The following is a 17,112-nucleotide window of genomic DNA, read 5'->3' as shown; positions in this document are numbered from 1 at the left end:
TAATGTGTGTACGGAAAGTGTTGACATGGAAAACCAATCGTTTGTAAATTTGTTATCATGCAATAAAGTATCGCTATGGCATATCCGAATATTGAACTGATCGCATCTCTTCGCGAAACTGCTACACGTTTAAGGAATGGCGCCCCCTATGCATGGGGCAACCATGGTTCCTGCAATTGCGGTAACCTTTTACAGGTAATCACCGATTTATCAAAAGAAGAAATACTCACCTATGCACATTCAGGTATTGGCGAATGGACCGAACTGGCAGAAGACTATTGCGGTATTACCAATGCACCGGTAAGCCTGTTACTGAAGAAATTACAGGATGCAGGTCTCACCCCAACAGATATTCACCACCTTGAATATCTCGACGATCGCCAGGTACTCAATGCCCTTCCCGGTGGCTTCCGTTGGCTCAAACGCAATGAACGCGAAGATGTCATCCTCTATTTCGAAACCTTTGCACAATTACTGGAAGACCAGTTGATTGAATCGGTGCCCCTGCCGAAGATGGATTGGGTAGTGGAGATGGCGTAATGTATTAGTCAGAAAGCCGGGAGTCGGGAAGACCGAAAGATGGATGATAAGGCAAATTTCATTCCTTGAGAGTGCCGGAACAGTTACAAACATGGTCATTCACTTACTCATTCCTTATTCCATATTCCTTATTTCTCTGTTTCATTCCCCTTTCCGGCGGGTCAACTCATTTTTGCCACATAACCCCTATATTTGCTGCTCAAAATTTGACCAAGTGCCAACCAAATTTTCTAAAGAAACTTATCTCTATTGGTATGAGCTGATGCAGCTTATCCGCCAGTTCGAACTGAAAGCCGAGGAAATGTATAAAATGGCGGGTAAAATCCGCGGTTTCTTCCATGCCTATGTGGGTCAGGAAGCTATTGCCGCCGGATGTATGACCGCTACCCAACAGGATGATCCTTTCATTACTGCCTACCGCGACCATGGCCTGGCCCTCGCAAAAGGCGTGAGCGCCAATGCCTGTATGGCCGAACTCTATGGCAAAGCCACCGGCTGCGCAAAGGGTAAGGGTGGAAGTATGCACTTTTTTAGTGTTGAACACAAGTTCTTTGGTGGACATGGTATCGTTGGTGCCCAGATAGGTACCGGTGCCGGACTGGCTTTTGCAGAAAAATACAGGGGATCACAAAATGTGGTGCTTTGCTATTTTGGTGACGGTGCAGCCAGACAGGGTATGTTACACGAGACTTTTAACCTGGCCATGACCTGGAAACTGCCCGTGATCTTTATTTGCGAGAACAATAATTACGCGATGGGTACTTCGATTGAGCGTACCAGTAACGTAACCGATATCTATAAACTGGCCGATGCCTACGATATGCCTGCTGATAAAATTGATGGCATGTCTGCAGAAGCTGTTCACGAAGGTGTGGCAAGAGCTGTGAAAAGAGCCAGACAAGGCGATGGTCCAACCCTGCTGGAAATGAAAACCTATCGTTACAAGGGACATTCTATCTCTGACCCGCAGAAATACCGTTCTAAGGAAGAAGTTGATGAATATAAAGAGCAGGATCCACTTACCCAGGTACGTAACACCATCCTGGAAAATGGGTTCGCTACTGAAGAATTCCTGAATGATATTGATAAGCGTATTGATGCCGTGGTAGAAGAAAGCGTTCGTTTTGCCGAAGAAAGTCCATGGCCCGATGACAGCGAAGTACTGAAAGATGTATATATTGACCAGAACTATCCTTTTATCGTTGACTAATATTTTAAACAATACACATAAACTCGACTAATTAATTTCCCATGAGTGAGAAGCACGAAGTGACGAATGAGCAACAGGCCCTTGCAAAAGCACAGGGTTTCTGGCAGCAATACCAAAAAATCATTATTGGCGCTGTAGCCGTTGTAGTAATTGGCTTTGCAGGCTGGTATGGTTACAAAGAATACATCGTTAAACCCAAAGAAGAAAAAGCTGCTGAAGCTTTATTCAAGGCAGAAGAGTATTTCCGTATGGACTCTGCTAACCTGGTATTAAATGGCGATGGCCAGAGTCGTGGTGCTTTGTATGTGATCAAAAATTTTGGTGGCACCAAAGCAGCTAACCTTGCTCATTTTTATGCTGGTGTAAGCTACCTGAAACTGGGTGACTTTAACAATGCAGTAAAATACCTGAAAGAGTTTTCAACTGATGCCAAACAGATTCAGTTACTGGCTTTTGGCGCATTGGGTGATGCTTATGCAGAGCAGAACAAAACAGATGATGCCATCAGCTACTATAAAAAAGCAGGCAGCACATTTGAAAAAGATGATAACAACTCTGCTGAGTACCTGTTCCGCGCAGCCCTGCTGTTGGAAACAAAGGGTAAGAACGAAGAGGCATTGGCCATCTACAAAGAAATCAAAGAGAAATTCCCTAAAACCGATAAAGGGTTTCAGGCCGACAGATATATTTATCGTTTAAGTATTGAAAAAAACGACCTGGGAGCTAACTAATGGCAACAAAAGGAAATACTTCATTAAACAAAGGCATCCCTACCCTAAAGGATGCCTTTGTTGTTATCGTTAAAACCGAATGGAACACCCATATCATTAATAAACTGGAAGCAGGGGTAAAGAAAGTGTGTAAGGAACAAGGAATCAGGGTTTCAAGTATTGTGGTGCCTGGTGCAGTTGAAATTCCATTTGCTGTAAAGAATCATTACGCTTACAGCAAAACCCCACCAGATGCCTATATAACCCTGGGAGCGGTGATCAGGGGCGATACACCCCATTTCGATTATGTATGCCAGTCAGTTACCGATGGTGTACTGCAACTCAACCTTGCTTTGGATGTGCCTGTTATATTTGGTGTACTAACAGTCGACAACGAACAACAGGCCATTGAAAGAATTGGCGGTAAACATGGGCATAAAGGAGAAGAAGCAGCCATCACAGCCATAAAAATGATTGCATTGAATCGTAAATTGATGAATAGAAAGTCATAATAACCACACATGCGCGTTCAGATTTTTATTCCTTGTTTTATCGACCAGCTCTATCCCACTGTTGCCTTCAACATGGTAAAAGTATTGGAGAAAGCAGGTTGTGTGGTTGACTATAATCCCAACCAGACCTGTTGCGGACAACCTGCATTTAATGCGGGTTTCTGGGGTGAAGCAAAAGATGTATGCAACAAATTTATTCACGATTTCAGCGGATCAGATTATATAGTAGCTCCCAGCGCCAGTTGTGTGGGCTTTGTAAAAAATTATTACAGCAAATTGTATGAACACTCTTCACAACAACAAGCTGCCAAAAAAATAAGTGAGCGCATTTTTGAATTATCAGATTTCCTGGTGAATGTTGTGAAAGTGGATGATCTGGGTGCCAGCTTTACCGGTAAAGCAACTTATCACGATAGCTGCGCTGCACTCCGTGAATGTGGATTGAAACAGGAACCACGTAAATTATTACAAAACGTAAAAGGACTTGAACTGGTTGAAATGGCAGATAACGAAACCTGCTGCGGATTTGGCGGTAGTTTTGCTGTGAAGTTCGAACCCATCAGCGTAGCCATGGCGGATCAGAAAATTACCCATGCAGAAGCAACCGGCGCCGAATACATCATCAGTACCGATATGAGTTGCCTGATGCATATAGATGGCTGTATGAAACACAAAGGCTCAGGTTTGAAAGTATTACACCTGGCAGATGTACTCGCTTCATTTTAAATCAAACAAAATTATTGTATGGCATACTGGCTCATTAAATCGGAACCATTCAAATATAGTTGGGAACAGTTTGAAAAAGACAAGTCCACTTTCTGGGATGGTGTAAGAAATTATGCTGCCCGCAATCACCTTCGTGCCATGAAAAAAGGCGACCAGGCTTTTTGGTACCACAGCAATGAAGGATTGGAAATAGTGGGCATCGCCAAAGTCATTAAAGAAGCCTACCCCGATCCTACTGCCGATGATGAAACATGGTCGGCTGTTGACTTTGCGCCATTCAAAAAATTAAAAAAACCTGTGGGACTTGCCCAGATTAAAACAGATAAACGACTGGCCAATATGGCACTGGTTCGTTTAGGGCGCCTGTCTGTACAACCTGTTACAGAGGAAGAATGGCAAATCATCATGGAACTCTCAGGCACTAAATAATTTCCCCTCTGCGAAAACTCCCGTTCTCCCTTTTTCTTTGTTAAAGACGCTCTACTTATTCTTAGTTACTATTTTGCAAGACATTTTTTACAAAGAGAAAGGGAGAACGGGAGTGCTGATTTTTTAACAAGCTCTATAGGGTTACTTTTTCTGCGTAAATGGTATTTATGGTTACAGGCCTGTGCATTTTTTTCTTCACCGCATCTAATTAAAAAAGACATTTATGAAGACCATCACCTACATGGCCTGTCTGGCCATACTGCTATCTATTGCCTGTAACAGCCGAGAACAAGACCAGCTAAAAGCCAAAATATCAACAGCAGATATAGAGTTAATAACACCTACAGCTGCCGATACAACTTATACAGCTCCACAAATGCTTGCTGATGAAAAAGTCGAAGACAATATCGCTGATCCCGAAGAAAAGAAGCCATCAGTGGCATACCGGGACTGGGATAAAAAACTCATCAAGACCGCTAACATTACGGTTGAAGCTGCTAACTACCATCGCTTTGACCAGGCTATTCGCAACGCCTTAAAACGACATGGGGCCTATATCGCATCAGAAGAACAGGCTTTTTCAGAAGAGAGGCAACAAAATGTAATGACCATCAAAGTACCGGTGGTTTATTTTGAATCCTTGCTCGGTAGTTTTGGGTCCGACAGCAATCGTGTGGTGCAAAAGAATATCAGTACCGAAGATGTAACATCAGAAATGTATGACAGCAAATCGAGAATAGAAGCAAGAAAAAAAATCAGGGAGCGTTATGTACAACTGTTACAACAGGCAAAAAAGATGGACGATGTACTAAAAGTGGAACAGGAAATCAACAATATTCAGGAAGAGTTAGAATCAGCTGCTGGCAGGCTCAATTACCTGTCGCACCAAACATCGTACAGCACCATTCATCTCACTTACTATACGTTTCTTTCGGCTAGCCCGCAGTCGTCGAAACCCCATTCATTCTGGAACAAGCTGAAGGAAGGTTTTGCAGATGGTGGGAATATATTGGTGGAAATTATACTTATCGGTATTCGTTTATGGCCCTTAATTTTATTGGGCATACTGATCGGTGTTTTATGGAAAAGAAGAAGATTACAGGTAGTAAAAAAATAAAGCCAAAGTTGGTAGTGCTTACCGGTGCGGGTATCAGTGCCGAAAGCGGTATCAAAACATTCCGCGACAGCGACGGTCTCTGGGAGGGCCACGATATTTATGAAGTGGCTTCCCCCCGGGGCTGGAAAAAAGATCCCGCTATCGTTCTTGAATTTTATAACCTGCGCAGAAGAGATATAGCCAACGTTCATCCCAATGCCGCACATACCGGGTTAGCCGAACTGGAAGAAAATTTTGATGTGCATATCATTACGCAGAACATAGATGATTTGCATGAACGTGGCGGAAGCAGTAAGGTATTACACCTGCATGGTGAGATCTTTAAAATGCGTAGTGAAAAAGATGACTCACTTATCTATGATATCCGTGGCGATATCCATATAGGAGATACTGCGGAAGATGGTGAACAGTTAAGACCCTATATCGTTTGGTTTGAAGAACCCGTACCCATGATTACCGAAGCCGCCCGCATTACAGCATCAGCAGATATTTTTGTGGTGATTGGCACTTCACTGGTAGTTTACCCTGCTGCGGGTTTACTCGATATGGCACCACGCCATATTCCCAAATACATCATCGACAAACATATACCTACAACAGGTGCTATCCCAAATCTTACACGAATTGAAGCACCAGCATCTGAGGGAGTGTTGCAGCTTAGAGATTTACTGTTACGCTAATCTTTTGGGCTATGAGCTGTGAGCCATGAGCCGTGAGTAATAAATTTAGTCGAAGCTCATGGCTCAGAGCTCACAGCCTTCTTTTAGTGAAAGAAAATATACCCAATAATAATAGCCATAATCACTCCTATAATATCGGCCAGCATACCCGCCCAGATGGCATAACGAACTTTTTTGATACCTACACTTCCGAAATAAAGTGCAATGATATAAAAAGTGGTATCAGCCGAACCCTGGAATGTGGATGCTAGTTTACCCACAAAAGAATCGGGGCCATGCACCTGCATGGCATCGAGCATCAACCCCCTGGCACCACTGCCACTAAAGGGTTTCATGATGGCTACTGGTAAAGCAGAAGTAAAATCAGTATTCACGCCTGTTTGCATCAGCAACCAGGTAATGCCTTCCACGATATAACCCAGTGCACCGCTATCGCGAAAAAGACGGATGGCCACCAGCATACCCACGAGGTATGGAATGATTTTAATGATTACATCAAACCCACCTTTGGCACCATCAATGAATGCATCAAATACATTGACTTTTTTCCAGACCGCACCGAGGATAATGGTAACTACGATTACCAGTAATAAAAGATTACCGGTGATTTTACTGAATATTTCTCTTTGTTCAGGAGCCATACCCTGCACCCAATAAAGCATAAGTGCTACAACCAGTAACATGCTGCCTATCCACCCAAACATCACTCTGTCCCACTTTAGTTTTTGCTTGAACCCCACCACAAAAATGGACGCCAGTGTGGTACAGATGGTTGCCAATACCAGCGGAATAAAAATACTGGCCGCTTCTTTGGAGCCTGCCGCCAGTCGGTATGAAATAATGGTTAAAGGAATCAGTGTAAGTCCACTCGTATGCAATACCAGAAACATGATCTGCGCATTGGATGCTTTTTCTTTTTCCGGATTGATGGACTGTAGCCCTTCCATGGCTTTTAAGCCGAAAGGAGTTGCTGCATTGTCAAGTCCGAGCATATTGGCACTGAAGTTCATCACCATCTGTCCCATGGCCGGGTGTTTTTCCGGCACTTCAGGAAACAGTCGTTTGAGAAAAGGGTTGAGTATTCTTGCCAGCCAGTTGATGGCTCCTGCTTTTTCAGCGATATTCATCAGGCCCAGGAAAAAGACCATTGCTCCCGTCAAGGGAAAAGCCACATCCACTACAGAACTTTTGGCGCTGTCGAACATACCATCTACCAGTGTTTTGAAGATATCAGTATCATGCAGGAAAATGAACTTATACAGTGCAATAACGAACGCAATCACAAAAAATGCGATCCATACAATGTTAAGGGCCATGGCGTTGAATTAGGGGGTGAATATAGGGAGAAAAGCGGCATTGGTGAATGGTCAATGGTCAATGGTGAATAAAGAGTTCCTGAAGAATAGAGGTACTACTCCCAATGCATGAGATTCATTCCCGATTAACCATTGACCATTCACCAACTTCCCCCCCAAAACGCTATATTTGCGGCTCGAAAAAAAGGATTATGGCTTTACAAGCAGGTATTGTGGGTTTACCCAATGTTGGAAAATCAACACTTTTTAATGCGGTTAGTAACAGTGCCAAAGCACAGGCCAGCAACTATCGTTTCTGTACCATTGAGCCCAATGTGGGTCTGGTGGATGTACCCGATCAGCGACTGGCGAAACTGGCTGAATTAGTGGTCCCCAACAGGATTGTACCTACCCAGATGGAGATAGTGGATATTGCCGGACTGGTAAAAGGTGCCAGCAAGGGTGAAGGATTGGGTAATAAATTCCTGGGGAATATCAGGGAAGTAGATGCCATCATTCATGTGATCCGTTGTTTTGAAGACGAGAATGTATTACGTGATGAAGGTGCCATCAATCCGGTAAGTGATAAAGAAATCATTGATACCGAACTGCAATTGAAAGACCTGGAAAGCGTAGACAAGAAAATACAGCGTGTAGAGAAAATGGCCCGTGTAGGTACCGATGTGAAAGCAAAAGCAGAGTTTGAAATACTGTCACGTTGTAAAGCACACCTCGAAACAGGCAAAAGCATTTACTCACTTGGCTTAAGCAAGGAAGAAAAAGCAGCAGTAGCCGATCTGTTTCTGCTGACCGACAAACCTGTGCTCTATGTTGCCAACGTAGATGAAGCCAGCATGCATACCGGCAATAAATTTTCTGAACAACTGAAGGCTGTAGCTGCTGCAGAAGGCGCAGAAATGATTGTGATGTGTAACAATATCGAAGCACAGATTGCGGAAATGGAAGTGGAAGAAGACAAGCAGATGTTCATGGAAGAATATAAAATGACCGAACCTGCATTGAACAGATTGATTCGCACCGCTTATAAACTCCTCAACCTCGATACTTATTTTACGGCTGGTGTACAGGAAGTAAGAGCATGGACCATCCACAAAGGCTGGAAAGCACCACAGGCTGCCAGTGTGATTCATACCGATTTTGAAAAAGGATTCATCAAAGCAGAAGTAATTGCGTATGATGATTTCGTGAAATACGGCAGTGAAGCAGCTTGCAGAGAAAATGGCAAATTAAGAATTGAAGGAAAAGAATATATCGTGAAGGATGGAGATGTAATGCATTTCCGGTTTAATGTGTAATTAAAAATGATTTAACTGCCGACTTTTAGTCGGCAGTTTTTTTACCACAGAGTTACACGGAGTCGAACACAGAGTTGCACGGAGGTTTTACTATTAACCCATAACCTATATTTAAAACATCCCTCTGTGAAACTCCATACCATGCTCCGTGTAACTCTGTGGTTTCCCCTCGTACAAAAAATAATTGATGCTTACTTAGTAACTTTAGCTCATGATTAGCTTGTCAATCTGGGAACAGGAATCCTTTTATGCACCAAAAGATATCATTATTATTGGTGCAGGTTTAATGGGCTTATGGACCGCATGGGAACTACTGCAACAAAATCCTTCACTCCGCATCGTTATTCTTGAAAGAAACAGCACCCCTCTCGGTGCTTCAACCCGCAACGCCGGATTCGCCTGTTTTGGCAGTCCAACAGAACTCATGAGCGATATGGAAACCATGGGCATTAAGGATATGCTTCAGGTGGTTGAAATGCGTTATAAAGGCATTGAAAAAATAAAAAAACACTTTTCTGATGAAGCCATTGGCTTCGAACATTGTGGCGGTTATGAATGTATCAACAAAGATTCCCGTTTCTGGCCAGCATTTGATGACAGAATCAGTCAACTCAATAAACTTTTAAAAGACATTACCGGTCATCGTTCCATTTTCAAATACGCAGGTAATAAACTCAGCGATTTAGGTTTACAGCATTTCGATACACTCATTGAAAACAGCACAGAAGCGGCTTTACACAGTGGTAAACTGGTGCAGGCGCTTACGCAACAATTAGTAACAAAAGGTGCGACCATTTTATCGGGCTTTGCTGTAAAAGAATGGCAGAAAACCAACCTGGGTTTTGAAGTGCTTTCAGAAAGCCGGCAATCCATCAAAGCAACCAAACTCATTTTCTGTACCAATGCATTCAGCAATACATTACTTGATACGGCTGCTGTTGAACCGGGTCGGGGACAAATCATTCTAACCTCTCCTATCGCCAATCTGCCCATGAAAGGTACTTTTCATTTTGATGAAGGTTATTACTACTGGCGGCACCTGGGTAATCGTATTTTATTGGGTGGTGGAAGAAATGCAGATTTTAATGGAGAAAGTACCACTGATCTAAATGGATCCGATGTCATCCGGAATACACTTGTATCATTTCTGGAAAGACACCTGTCTCCATCTATTCAATATACAATTGAACATTCCTGGAGTGGTATTATGGGTTTTACTGCAGATAAACGTCCATTTACAGGTTACGTAAAAGACGGTGCTTACCTCGCTGTTGCCTGTAATGGAATGGGAGTGGCTCTTACACCTGTTATTGCTGAAACTATTGCATCAGATATACTTTCCTGAATGATATCCATATCCCAGCTCCGGACTTAAGTCCGGAGCTGGGATATGGATATCATTAACAATTTGATTTATGTACGATTTCCTATTTTTAGCCTGAATTTTATACGCATGAAACTATATCCCTTACTGATAGCTGTTGTTTTAATAAGTAGTTGTGGCGACGATAAGAATGAGCAGCGTGATGCAACCAATAATTCCGCTGCTATCCCCGCTCCTGCCAACCTGAATTATTCCATTGTAAAAATTTATCCGCACGATACCAGTTCTTACACGCAGGGATTGATATGGCACAACAATACTCTTTATGAAGGTACTGGCCTGAAAGGTGAAAGCAGGCTGATGAAAGTGGACCTGGCATCAGGCAAACACAAGCAGAAAATAGACCTGGCGAAAGAATATTTTGGGGAAGGCATCACCATTTTTAATGATAAGATTTATCAACTTACATGGGAAGAGCATAAAGTGTTCGTATACGATCTCAATACGTTTAAAAAGATCAAAGAATTTGACTGGAGCATGCAAGGTTGGGGTCTCTCACATAATGGTAAGCAGCTAATTGTAAGCACAGGTGATAGCAATTTATATTTTGTAAATCCTGAAACCTTTGCCATTGAAAGAACATTGGGTGTGTATGACAACAATGGTTACCTCGCTGATTTAAATGAACTTGAATATGTGAATGGGAGTATTTATGCAAATGTTTACGGCAAAGAGTGGATTGCAAAAATCAACCCCGAAACAGGTTTGGTGGAAGGGCGAATTGACTTAACAAATGTGCTACAAAAAACCAACCAGTCTTTTGATGAAGAAATGTATATAGCCAATGGTTTTGTACTCAATGGAATCGCATACAATGCTGCTACCAATAGCTTCTATATTACAGGTAAAAAATGGCCTGCTTTATACGAGATCAAATTAAACTAAGTACATAGATCAGCGAACTGCATCGGCGTTTATCGCCCATAGCTGCCAGATTGGAAGATAATCCTTTGACTAAAGCACCGATTAAATTGGGTTTCCCGTTTTTGTACTGTTCACTCAGCATCGACACATAAAAAGCATCGAACCACATCGGGTGCATAGATTGAATAGAAAACCCTTCGAGCTGGGCAAGATGTTGCATGCCAGCAGGTGAAAAATGATACAGATGCCGGGGCACATCCCATGCCGCCCAGAACTGACCATAAGCAGTAGCATCTTTACTGGTATAATTGGGTACCGCAATGACCAGTTTTCCTCCTGGCTTCAATAATGCTTTAAACTGTTTGAAATAGCCATGTAAATCATGTACATGTTCTAATACATGCCAGAGTGTAATCACATCAAAAGAAGATGAGGGCAAGGAATATATATCATCTGCTGAACGCAGGTCGATGCCATGTTTGGTTTTGGCATTCTCACGTGCGATGCTGTCGGGTTCCAATCCGGTTACCTTCCACCCTGCCGCCAGCATTGTGGTGACAAATGCCCCGGTGCCCGCACCAATATCCAGTAAACTACCCTGATCCAAACCTGCTACTTTTTGTATCAGTCTCCGTTTTGCACCAAGTGTATAAGAACGTACCCAGTGGTAGAGCCGATTAATCAGTCCCTTGGCCGTATCAGAGTGTGAAATGTATTCAGCAGACTGGTAATAGGGGCCGATATGTTGCAGATCGGGAACAGTCTGTGTAAAACGATTGGTACAATGAGCGCAATGCCATATTTCAAATGAACGATGACTTACCGTATGGTCTTTGGCTGCCAGTACGGGATGAATGGCTGAACTATTGCAGAAAGGACAATTTGTATAATTAACAAGCGGTGCACTCATTCCATTCAATACTTTAGAGATAACGATAAGCTATGGCGGCAATACCTAATAACAGCAGTATGATGGCATAAATCCACCAACCGGAATCAGTTGTTTCAGCAATTGAATCTTCTTCTGTTACAATTGTTTTCCATACCAATCCTTCAGGTAAAGAAACGGCGGGCTGCACAATAGCTGCCGACAATGCATCAAAACGATAAGCGCCCTCTCCAGTTAATCGCAGAGATCCTATAAATGGCAATTCTGCTACAGATTCCTGTGTCAGTTTTTCTTTGGTTGATTTTACCCATTCATTGAATTGTCCGATCACTGTTACTTCATCAGCATCGGTTTCCTGGGCCAGGAAAAGAAAGAGATTTTTATCTGCCTGAACAGTTTGGGGTTCAAAATGAACCTCCTGCGTTGGAGCCAGCAATACAGAACCTGTGGCATCAACAGCAGCAGGCTGACGATGGATTGTAAAACTACCAATATCGGGCAATCCAAGCTGCCCGTTTAAAACAAGGTATTTATACAATAATTGCTGTATCATAATTCCGGTTTACCGGAACGAATATACAACTCCGCCCAAAACATTCAATCCTAATACCTCATATTGATTCCAGCGCTGGTATTTATTATTGAGCACATTATTCAGTTGTACCCAAAGGTTCAGTTTAGGCATCACTGAAAACTCTGCACCCAGGTTCAGATCGGCGGCAGGTTTCATCTTGAAGGTATTTACACCGCTGTTTCTGTATTTACTGCCATCCCAGAAAAAAGCATCTGCTTTTAACTGAAGGTCTTTGAGGATCTTCCATTTTAATGAGCCAGTTAACTCAAAGGGCAATAAACCCCATGGTTCATAAGAGGGCATGTTCGAAAAGCGACGGAATGTGGCACCTGCCAGTAAAGAGAGTTTTTCCTGCAGGGTATAACCCAGTTCTCCATGTATCTGCACCACATTCATGGTTGATTCATATAAAACATTGAATGTTTTTCCATCTGTTACTGAATTAGGGAACACTGGCTGGTTATTCAGTTGCTGGAACGATAATCTGGCTCTATACGTTAAATGATTACCCGCTGACCCTTTAATGCCTGCATATTGCTCCATCACTTTTGTGTTAAGGAGCATCAGCATGGGGGTATATACCCATGGATTAAAGTCGGCAATACTTCTGTAACTGTTTTTATTAAAATAGCCATGCCAACCTGCTTCAGCCACCAATGGCGTTTCAGGCACTTTTACTTCGGCTGTAATATTCGGGAGTGTGGCATATTTTCCATTATCCCAGGAAGGCCTGATACCCGCAGATAATTTAAACCCTTTACTTACATACTCTACAGAAGGACTTACATAAAACAGGTTATTGGTTTGCTTGTACCTGGTTCCTATGCCCAATACTTCAAAATCGGTTTTAGCGATATCGGCTGTAATACCCAGATCAATGGCGAAATGCTCTCCAAATTTTTTCTTTAAAGGTGCAGTCAATACTGCATTGTATTCTTTATTAGAACTGTTATCACTGAAATAATGCAGGCTTATTTTGGGAGCATACGTAATATTAAACGCATTGGCTTTTTTATTACGTAACCCCACTTCTATTCCTGCATGATTAAAACGCCTCAGCAATGACTCTTTTGAATAATTAAACATGGATGTATCATACCCATAAAAATACCTGGTCGTATTTTTATACCAGGCTTTCGTGGTCCATTCATTGTTGTTATTGGTATTGAATACAGACAATACACTCAGTCCCAGATGAGCATACTGTTGTGCAAAAAGATTACCCTTGTTCGTAAGATAATCAGCGGTTACAATGGTATTACTCTTTACCCCATCCCCAAATGAAAAAGCGCCGGATAAAAGAAAACTATTGAAATTGCCCAATCCCACTTTCACGGAATGATCGTTCTGCCAGTGGAAACCAGTATCTACCGGCAATGCCAATGGACGAATGGGTACGGGCTGATAAGAAAAAAACAGGTTCTGAGACGGCACCATATATGTTACAGGTGTTCTCGATGAATCAATAAAAGGAGAAGCTGCCGTAAAATTAATCTTTGCGGCATTTTTCAATGATGGCTTGAAAGCAGATGTTACCGTTACCACTTTGGGAGATGAAGTGTCGCCCAAAGCCTCACGATTGGTCTTCGACTCTGTATTCTCTTTTGTAGTTACTGTTTTTTTAGCTGGCGTTGCTTTTCTTGTATTACGCCTGCGTTGTGCATCAGATGATACTGAAGACAATACCAACAGTGCCAATAAAAAGCCTTTATATGTTTGACGAATCATGTATGCTGATTTATTCTTGTTCTACCTTATTTGTTTTATTCTTCTCTGCCAATACCTGTGCCAGTTTTTGCCCAGCTTCTTTTTTCAATTCTTCTACAGTACCATTATCCACTATACTTTTAAAAGTAGCTTCTGCATTAAACAGGTCTTTCTGTTTGAAATAAATATCACCGAGTAACAAATAACTTTTGGTGACCCAGTATTCATAAGACCCCGATTTTTTGATGACATCAAAAGCCGATTTCTCTGCATCAGCCAGTTTATCCTGCTGAAACAGGATTTCGGCAATACGGTACTGCGATTCAGCTCCATATTCCGATTTACCGGTTGCCATTACCTGTCTGTAAGCGGCAATCGCCTGATCGGGTTCTTTATTTAACTGGTGATTTTTTGCCACTACCAGACTGGCCATCATTTTATCATCGGTAGCTATACCCGATTCTTTTAAAAGTTCCTGCGCATTGGGGGCCGCTTCTGCCCATTTCTGAGCCCTGAACTGACAACGTAATAAACCACGCATAGCTTCCAGTTTATTTTCCTGTTGTGTAGCAATGGGCTTTAACTGGGTGAAATATTTTTCTGCCTGATCGTAATCTTTTACTTCGAAATAATAGATTCTCGCCGCCTGTAATACACTTCTTTCAGCAAATGTGCTCAATCCCTTCCCTGCTACGGCTACATAAAAGGGTAAGGCTTCTTTCAATGCTTTCTCTGTGACAAAAATTTCTGCCGTAAAATAATTGGCTTCTATCTGGTAACGTCCATCAGGAAATTTGGATAGATAATCCTTGAACCCATTTTTCGATCCAGTCCAGTCTTTCACATCATACCGTAACATGGCAGATTTAAAAGTGAGTGAGTCTTCTTCATTATAGGTAACCGGACGACCATTGGCTCGCATAAATGCCGCAAACTCTCCGGGTTGCTGACGTTCTACAAATAAATTGCGGATATACTCAATCGCATCATCAGTTTCCGGTGCATTGGGATAAGTAGATACAAGTGTTTTAAACTGTGTGAGTGATTCCTCGTTTTTATCCAGGTTGAAATAAGCGATGCCCGTTTTTAAGTATGCTTCCGGTTTTAAAGATGCGGCTTTGTTACTCTTGATCAGTTTGTTTAGTGGTATCAGTGCCGCCTCATAATTTTCGTCTGCAATATGTGTATTCGCTATTTCAAGGGCAGCATCGGAGGTAAATGGAGATGCCGGGTATCTTGTATCAATACTCTGTAACAATTTCAGTTTTTCTGCTTGCTGGTTCATGGCACCTGCAATAATGCCTTTCTGAAACAGTGCATAATCTGCTCCATCCATTTGCAGTACCATTACCTGATCATATATTCTCAACGCCTGTTTGTAATCTTTGTTCATGAAATGACAATCAGCCAAACGCAGGTAAGCATCTTTTTCAATGGCGGATGAAGCAGAACTGACATTTTTGGCAATTATTTCAAATTGCTCTTTTGCCGCCGGGTAGTTTTCTGTTTTTAATAAGGCATAAGCCAGGTTATACCTTGCATTGATGGTATTCACTTCCCCATTGGCCAATGGATTTTTCAGGTATTCTGTGAAATAAGCTATGGCCGATTCATTGTTACCGTTGCGATAAGCAATTTCCCCTTTCCAGAAACGGGCCAATGAAAGTAGTGTATTGTTATAAGGCACTTCCAGCAAACGGCTCAACAAAGGATCGGCCTGTGTAATTTGCTGGTCATTGATCAACTCCACCGAACGCCCATATAATAAACGTGGATAGATTTTCATGGCGTTTTCACTTCTCACCGGTAAACTTTCGTACAATGCCAGTCCATCTTTATAATTACTCGTATTGGCCAGTGTACTCACCAATAACTCTCTTGCCTCCTGTAACATGGTTGATGCAGGATAAGCAGCCGTGAAAGCCTGAAAGCCTTTTAAAGCAGCATCCATATAACCCAACTCATAAGAAAGTTTAGCAAAATTGAATGAAGACACTTCTTTCTGTAATGCATTGCTATTGTTAGCAGCACAGAACTGAAAAGCATTCCTGGCATTTACCTTATCATTGGTCTTCAGGTAAGCATCTGCCAGCAGGTACATGCTGTTTTGTGCCAGTGAATCTTCGCCCCCACCAAGCTGCTTGAACCCCTCAATAGATTTGGACCAGTTTTTTGCTTCGTAGTAACAGTATGACAACTCATATAAATCTTCGCGTCTTACTTTCTGGTTACCCGATACATATTTTTCGAGGTATGGAAGCGCTTTGGAGTATTGCCTTTTTTCAAACCAGATATGTCCAACGAGTTGACGCAACTGAAGGTCATAATATTGCCCGCCTTTACTCAAGGCAGCTTCTCCATACTCCAGTGCCTTATCTCTTTCACCATTGAAATAATAGATTTCAGCGAGATAAAAAGGAACTACATTCTGGTAATCGGGTGATTTTTCTGCCACCTGAAAACTCGCAATCGCTTCGCCATATTTCTTTTCATTGAAAGCGATAAAGCCGTAATAATAGTTTGCGTCTATATAATTCGGATCTTCCGGTATCTGGCGAATGGCATTGAAAAGTGGCTTTGCTTTATCGAACTGCGTCATGGTAAAATAACCATAAGCCTGGTGAAATTTCATATCAGCAATTTCACGGTTACTGAGATTGGCAATATTGGTTTTCTCGTAACTGGCCACTGCTTCCGGCAGCATTTTTCTGCGATAATAATATTCACCAAGATGAAAACGCATCATCTGCACATGTGGTACATCGTATTCTTTCTCTGTAAAATCAACAGCCATGGGTGCAGCCGTTGAATCATTGATTTTTAATCCACAGAGAATATAATAGTACTTCGATTCTAACTGAACCGCTAATGAGAGATTGCTGTTGGGCGCTCCATTGCTGTAAATTTTCTTGAACACCGGATAGGCAAGCCCATACTGGTCGTTCTGAAATAATTCTTTTGCCTGTTTGAACTCGGCATCAGGATCTTGTTGTATTTGTGTGATCTGTGCATAAGAGCCTGATTGAATCGCCAGACCTGCGATTACCAGACTGATGTATAAGAATCTGTTCATAGATTGCGGACTGCTTAATGACAAAGATTTCTGTTTCTTTCTTAATGAAAAGCGAAAAACCTGTTTTAAAGGTAGTATTAGCGTTT

16 protein-coding genes are annotated in these 17,112 nt (G+C 42.2%); 11 read left to right on the top strand and 5 right to left on the bottom strand.

Annotated features, from left to right (window positions below; all coding sequences use genetic code 11):
* Positions 1-75 precede the first annotated feature (75 nt).
* The 8 genes from ACH3Z1_RS11885 to ACH3Z1_RS11850 all read left to right on the top strand — a co-directional run bounded on the left by ACH3Z1_RS11885 (position 76) and on the right by ACH3Z1_RS11850 (position 5,924).
* Positions 76-540 (top strand): hypothetical protein, encoded by a 465-nt coding sequence (locus ACH3Z1_RS11885; RefSeq protein WP_490822197.1) that lies wholly within the window; start codon positions 76-78, stop codon positions 538-540.
* Positions 541-754: 214 nt separating this feature from the next.
* Positions 755-1,750: a pyruvate dehydrogenase (acetyl-transferring) E1 component subunit alpha gene (gene pdhA / locus ACH3Z1_RS11880; protein WP_490822196.1), complete on the top strand. Its 996-nt coding sequence runs from the start codon at positions 755-757 to the stop codon at positions 1,748-1,750.
* Between the two features lie 41 nt (positions 1,751-1,791).
* A complete protein-coding gene (locus tag ACH3Z1_RS11875) occupies positions 1,792-2,481 on the top strand; it encodes a YfgM family protein (protein ID WP_490822195.1) in 690 nt (229 codons plus the stop codon).
* Positions 2,481-2,972 (top strand): 6,7-dimethyl-8-ribityllumazine synthase, encoded by a 492-nt coding sequence (gene ribH / locus ACH3Z1_RS11870; protein ID WP_490822194.1) that lies wholly within the window; start codon positions 2,481-2,483, stop codon positions 2,970-2,972. The genes ACH3Z1_RS11875 and ribH overlap by 1 nt, the downstream gene beginning before the upstream one ends.
* A 9-nt stretch (positions 2,973-2,981) precedes the next feature.
* Entirely contained in the window at positions 2,982-3,698 is a 717-nt protein-coding gene (locus ACH3Z1_RS11865) for a (Fe-S)-binding protein (protein ID WP_490822193.1), read from the top strand.
* Between the two features lie 18 nt (positions 3,699-3,716).
* Entirely contained in the window at positions 3,717-4,127 is a 411-nt protein-coding gene (locus tag ACH3Z1_RS11860) for an EVE domain-containing protein (RefSeq protein ID WP_490822192.1), read from the top strand.
* A 223-nt stretch (positions 4,128-4,350) separates the two neighbouring features.
* On the top strand, positions 4,351-5,244 hold the full coding sequence (locus ACH3Z1_RS11855) for a DUF4349 domain-containing protein (RefSeq protein ID WP_490822191.1): 894 nt from the start codon (positions 4,351-4,353) through the stop codon (positions 5,242-5,244).
* Complete coding sequence (locus tag ACH3Z1_RS11850) at positions 5,208-5,924, top strand: Sir2 family NAD-dependent protein deacetylase (protein ID WP_490822190.1); 717 nt, start codon at positions 5,208-5,210, stop codon at positions 5,922-5,924. Before ACH3Z1_RS11855 ends, ACH3Z1_RS11850 begins: the two co-directional genes overlap by 37 nt.
* An 83-nt stretch (positions 5,925-6,007) precedes the next feature.
* Here ACH3Z1_RS11850 and ACH3Z1_RS11845 read toward each other — a convergent pair whose 3' ends face one another.
* Positions 6,008-7,240, bottom strand: coding sequence for a nucleoside recognition domain-containing protein (locus ACH3Z1_RS11845; RefSeq protein WP_490822189.1), 1,233 nt, complete (start codon positions 7,238-7,240; stop codon positions 6,008-6,010).
* A 191-nt stretch (positions 7,241-7,431) separates the two neighbouring features.
* Between ACH3Z1_RS11845 and ychF the strand changes: the two genes are divergently transcribed.
* The 3 genes from ychF to ACH3Z1_RS11830 all read left to right on the top strand — a co-directional run bounded on the left by ychF (position 7,432) and on the right by ACH3Z1_RS11830 (position 10,804).
* Positions 7,432-8,535, top strand: a complete 1,104-nt coding sequence (gene ychF, locus ACH3Z1_RS11840; protein WP_490822188.1) for a redox-regulated ATPase YchF — start codon at positions 7,432-7,434, stop codon at positions 8,533-8,535.
* 211 nt (positions 8,536-8,746) lie between these two features.
* Complete coding sequence (locus tag ACH3Z1_RS11835; RefSeq protein WP_490822187.1) at positions 8,747-9,880, top strand: NAD(P)/FAD-dependent oxidoreductase; 1,134 nt, start codon at positions 8,747-8,749, stop codon at positions 9,878-9,880.
* Positions 9,881-9,988: 108 nt separating this feature from the next.
* Entirely contained in the window at positions 9,989-10,804 is an 816-nt protein-coding gene (locus ACH3Z1_RS11830; protein ID WP_490822186.1) for a glutaminyl-peptide cyclotransferase, read from the top strand.
* On the opposite strand, the gene ACH3Z1_RS11825 is transcribed toward ACH3Z1_RS11830, so the two are convergent.
* Genes ACH3Z1_RS11825 through ACH3Z1_RS11810 form a run of 4 tightly spaced genes read right to left on the bottom strand, consistent with a single transcriptional unit; the run spans position 10,791 to position 17,026 of the window.
* A complete protein-coding gene (locus ACH3Z1_RS11825; RefSeq protein ID WP_490822185.1) occupies positions 10,791-11,693 on the bottom strand; it encodes a class I SAM-dependent methyltransferase in 903 nt (300 codons plus the stop codon). The two genes, ACH3Z1_RS11830 and ACH3Z1_RS11825, sit on opposite strands and share 14 nt — an antisense overlap.
* A 13-nt stretch (positions 11,694-11,706) precedes the next feature.
* Positions 11,707-12,225: a hypothetical protein gene (locus ACH3Z1_RS11820; protein WP_490822184.1), complete on the bottom strand. Its 519-nt coding sequence runs from the start codon at positions 12,223-12,225 to the stop codon at positions 11,707-11,709.
* Positions 12,226-12,234: 9 nt separating this feature from the next.
* Entirely contained in the window at positions 12,235-13,974 is a 1,740-nt protein-coding gene (locus ACH3Z1_RS11815) for a hypothetical protein (protein WP_490822183.1), read from the bottom strand.
* A 10-nt stretch (positions 13,975-13,984) separates the two neighbouring features.
* Entirely contained in the window at positions 13,985-17,026 is a 3,042-nt protein-coding gene (locus ACH3Z1_RS11810) for a tetratricopeptide repeat protein (RefSeq protein ID WP_490822182.1), read from the bottom strand.
* Positions 17,027-17,112: the final 86 nt, after the last annotated feature.

Source organism: Sediminibacterium sp. FW305-C-49 (assembly GCF_058231085.1).
The sequence above is the reverse complement of the archived record's forward strand: the minus strand, read 5'-3'. Positions and strand labels throughout refer to the sequence as shown.

What these genes read in the sequence shown, in the direction of transcription:
- ACH3Z1_RS11810 (WP_490822182.1), bottom strand. Translation starts at nt 17,026, where the DNA reads ATGAACAGATTCTTATACATCAGTCTGGTAATCGCAGGTCTGGCGATT.
- ribH (WP_490822194.1), top strand. Translation starts at nt 2,481, where the DNA reads ATGGCAACAAAAGGAAATACTTCATTAAACAAAGGCATCCCTACCCTA.
- ACH3Z1_RS11845 (WP_490822189.1), bottom strand. Translation starts at nt 7,240, where the DNA reads ATGGCCCTTAACATTGTATGGATCGCATTTTTTGTGATTGCGTTCGTT.
- ACH3Z1_RS11865 (WP_490822193.1), top strand. Translation starts at nt 2,982, where the DNA reads ATGCGCGTTCAGATTTTTATTCCTTGTTTTATCGACCAGCTCTATCCC.
- ACH3Z1_RS11825 (WP_490822185.1), bottom strand. Translation starts at nt 11,693, where the DNA reads ATGAGTGCACCGCTTGTTAATTATACAAATTGTCCTTTCTGCAATAGT.
- ACH3Z1_RS11815 (WP_490822183.1), bottom strand. Translation starts at nt 13,974, where the DNA reads ATGATTCGTCAAACATATAAAGGCTTTTTATTGGCACTGTTGGTATTG.
- ACH3Z1_RS11820 (WP_490822184.1), bottom strand. Translation starts at nt 12,225, where the DNA reads ATGATACAGCAATTATTGTATAAATACCTTGTTTTAAACGGGCAGCTT.
- ACH3Z1_RS11850 (WP_490822190.1), top strand. Translation starts at nt 5,208, where the DNA reads ATGGAAAAGAAGAAGATTACAGGTAGTAAAAAAATAAAGCCAAAGTTG.
- ACH3Z1_RS11830 (WP_490822186.1), top strand. Translation starts at nt 9,989, where the DNA reads ATGAAACTATATCCCTTACTGATAGCTGTTGTTTTAATAAGTAGTTGT.
- ACH3Z1_RS11835 (WP_490822187.1), top strand. Translation starts at nt 8,747, where the DNA reads ATGATTAGCTTGTCAATCTGGGAACAGGAATCCTTTTATGCACCAAAA.
- ACH3Z1_RS11875 (WP_490822195.1), top strand. Translation starts at nt 1,792, where the DNA reads ATGAGTGAGAAGCACGAAGTGACGAATGAGCAACAGGCCCTTGCAAAA.
- ACH3Z1_RS11860 (WP_490822192.1), top strand. Translation starts at nt 3,717, where the DNA reads ATGGCATACTGGCTCATTAAATCGGAACCATTCAAATATAGTTGGGAA.
- ACH3Z1_RS11885 (WP_490822197.1), top strand. Translation starts at nt 76, where the DNA reads ATGGCATATCCGAATATTGAACTGATCGCATCTCTTCGCGAAACTGCT.
- ychF (WP_490822188.1), top strand. Translation starts at nt 7,432, where the DNA reads ATGGCTTTACAAGCAGGTATTGTGGGTTTACCCAATGTTGGAAAATCA.
- ACH3Z1_RS11855 (WP_490822191.1), top strand. Translation starts at nt 4,351, where the DNA reads ATGAAGACCATCACCTACATGGCCTGTCTGGCCATACTGCTATCTATT.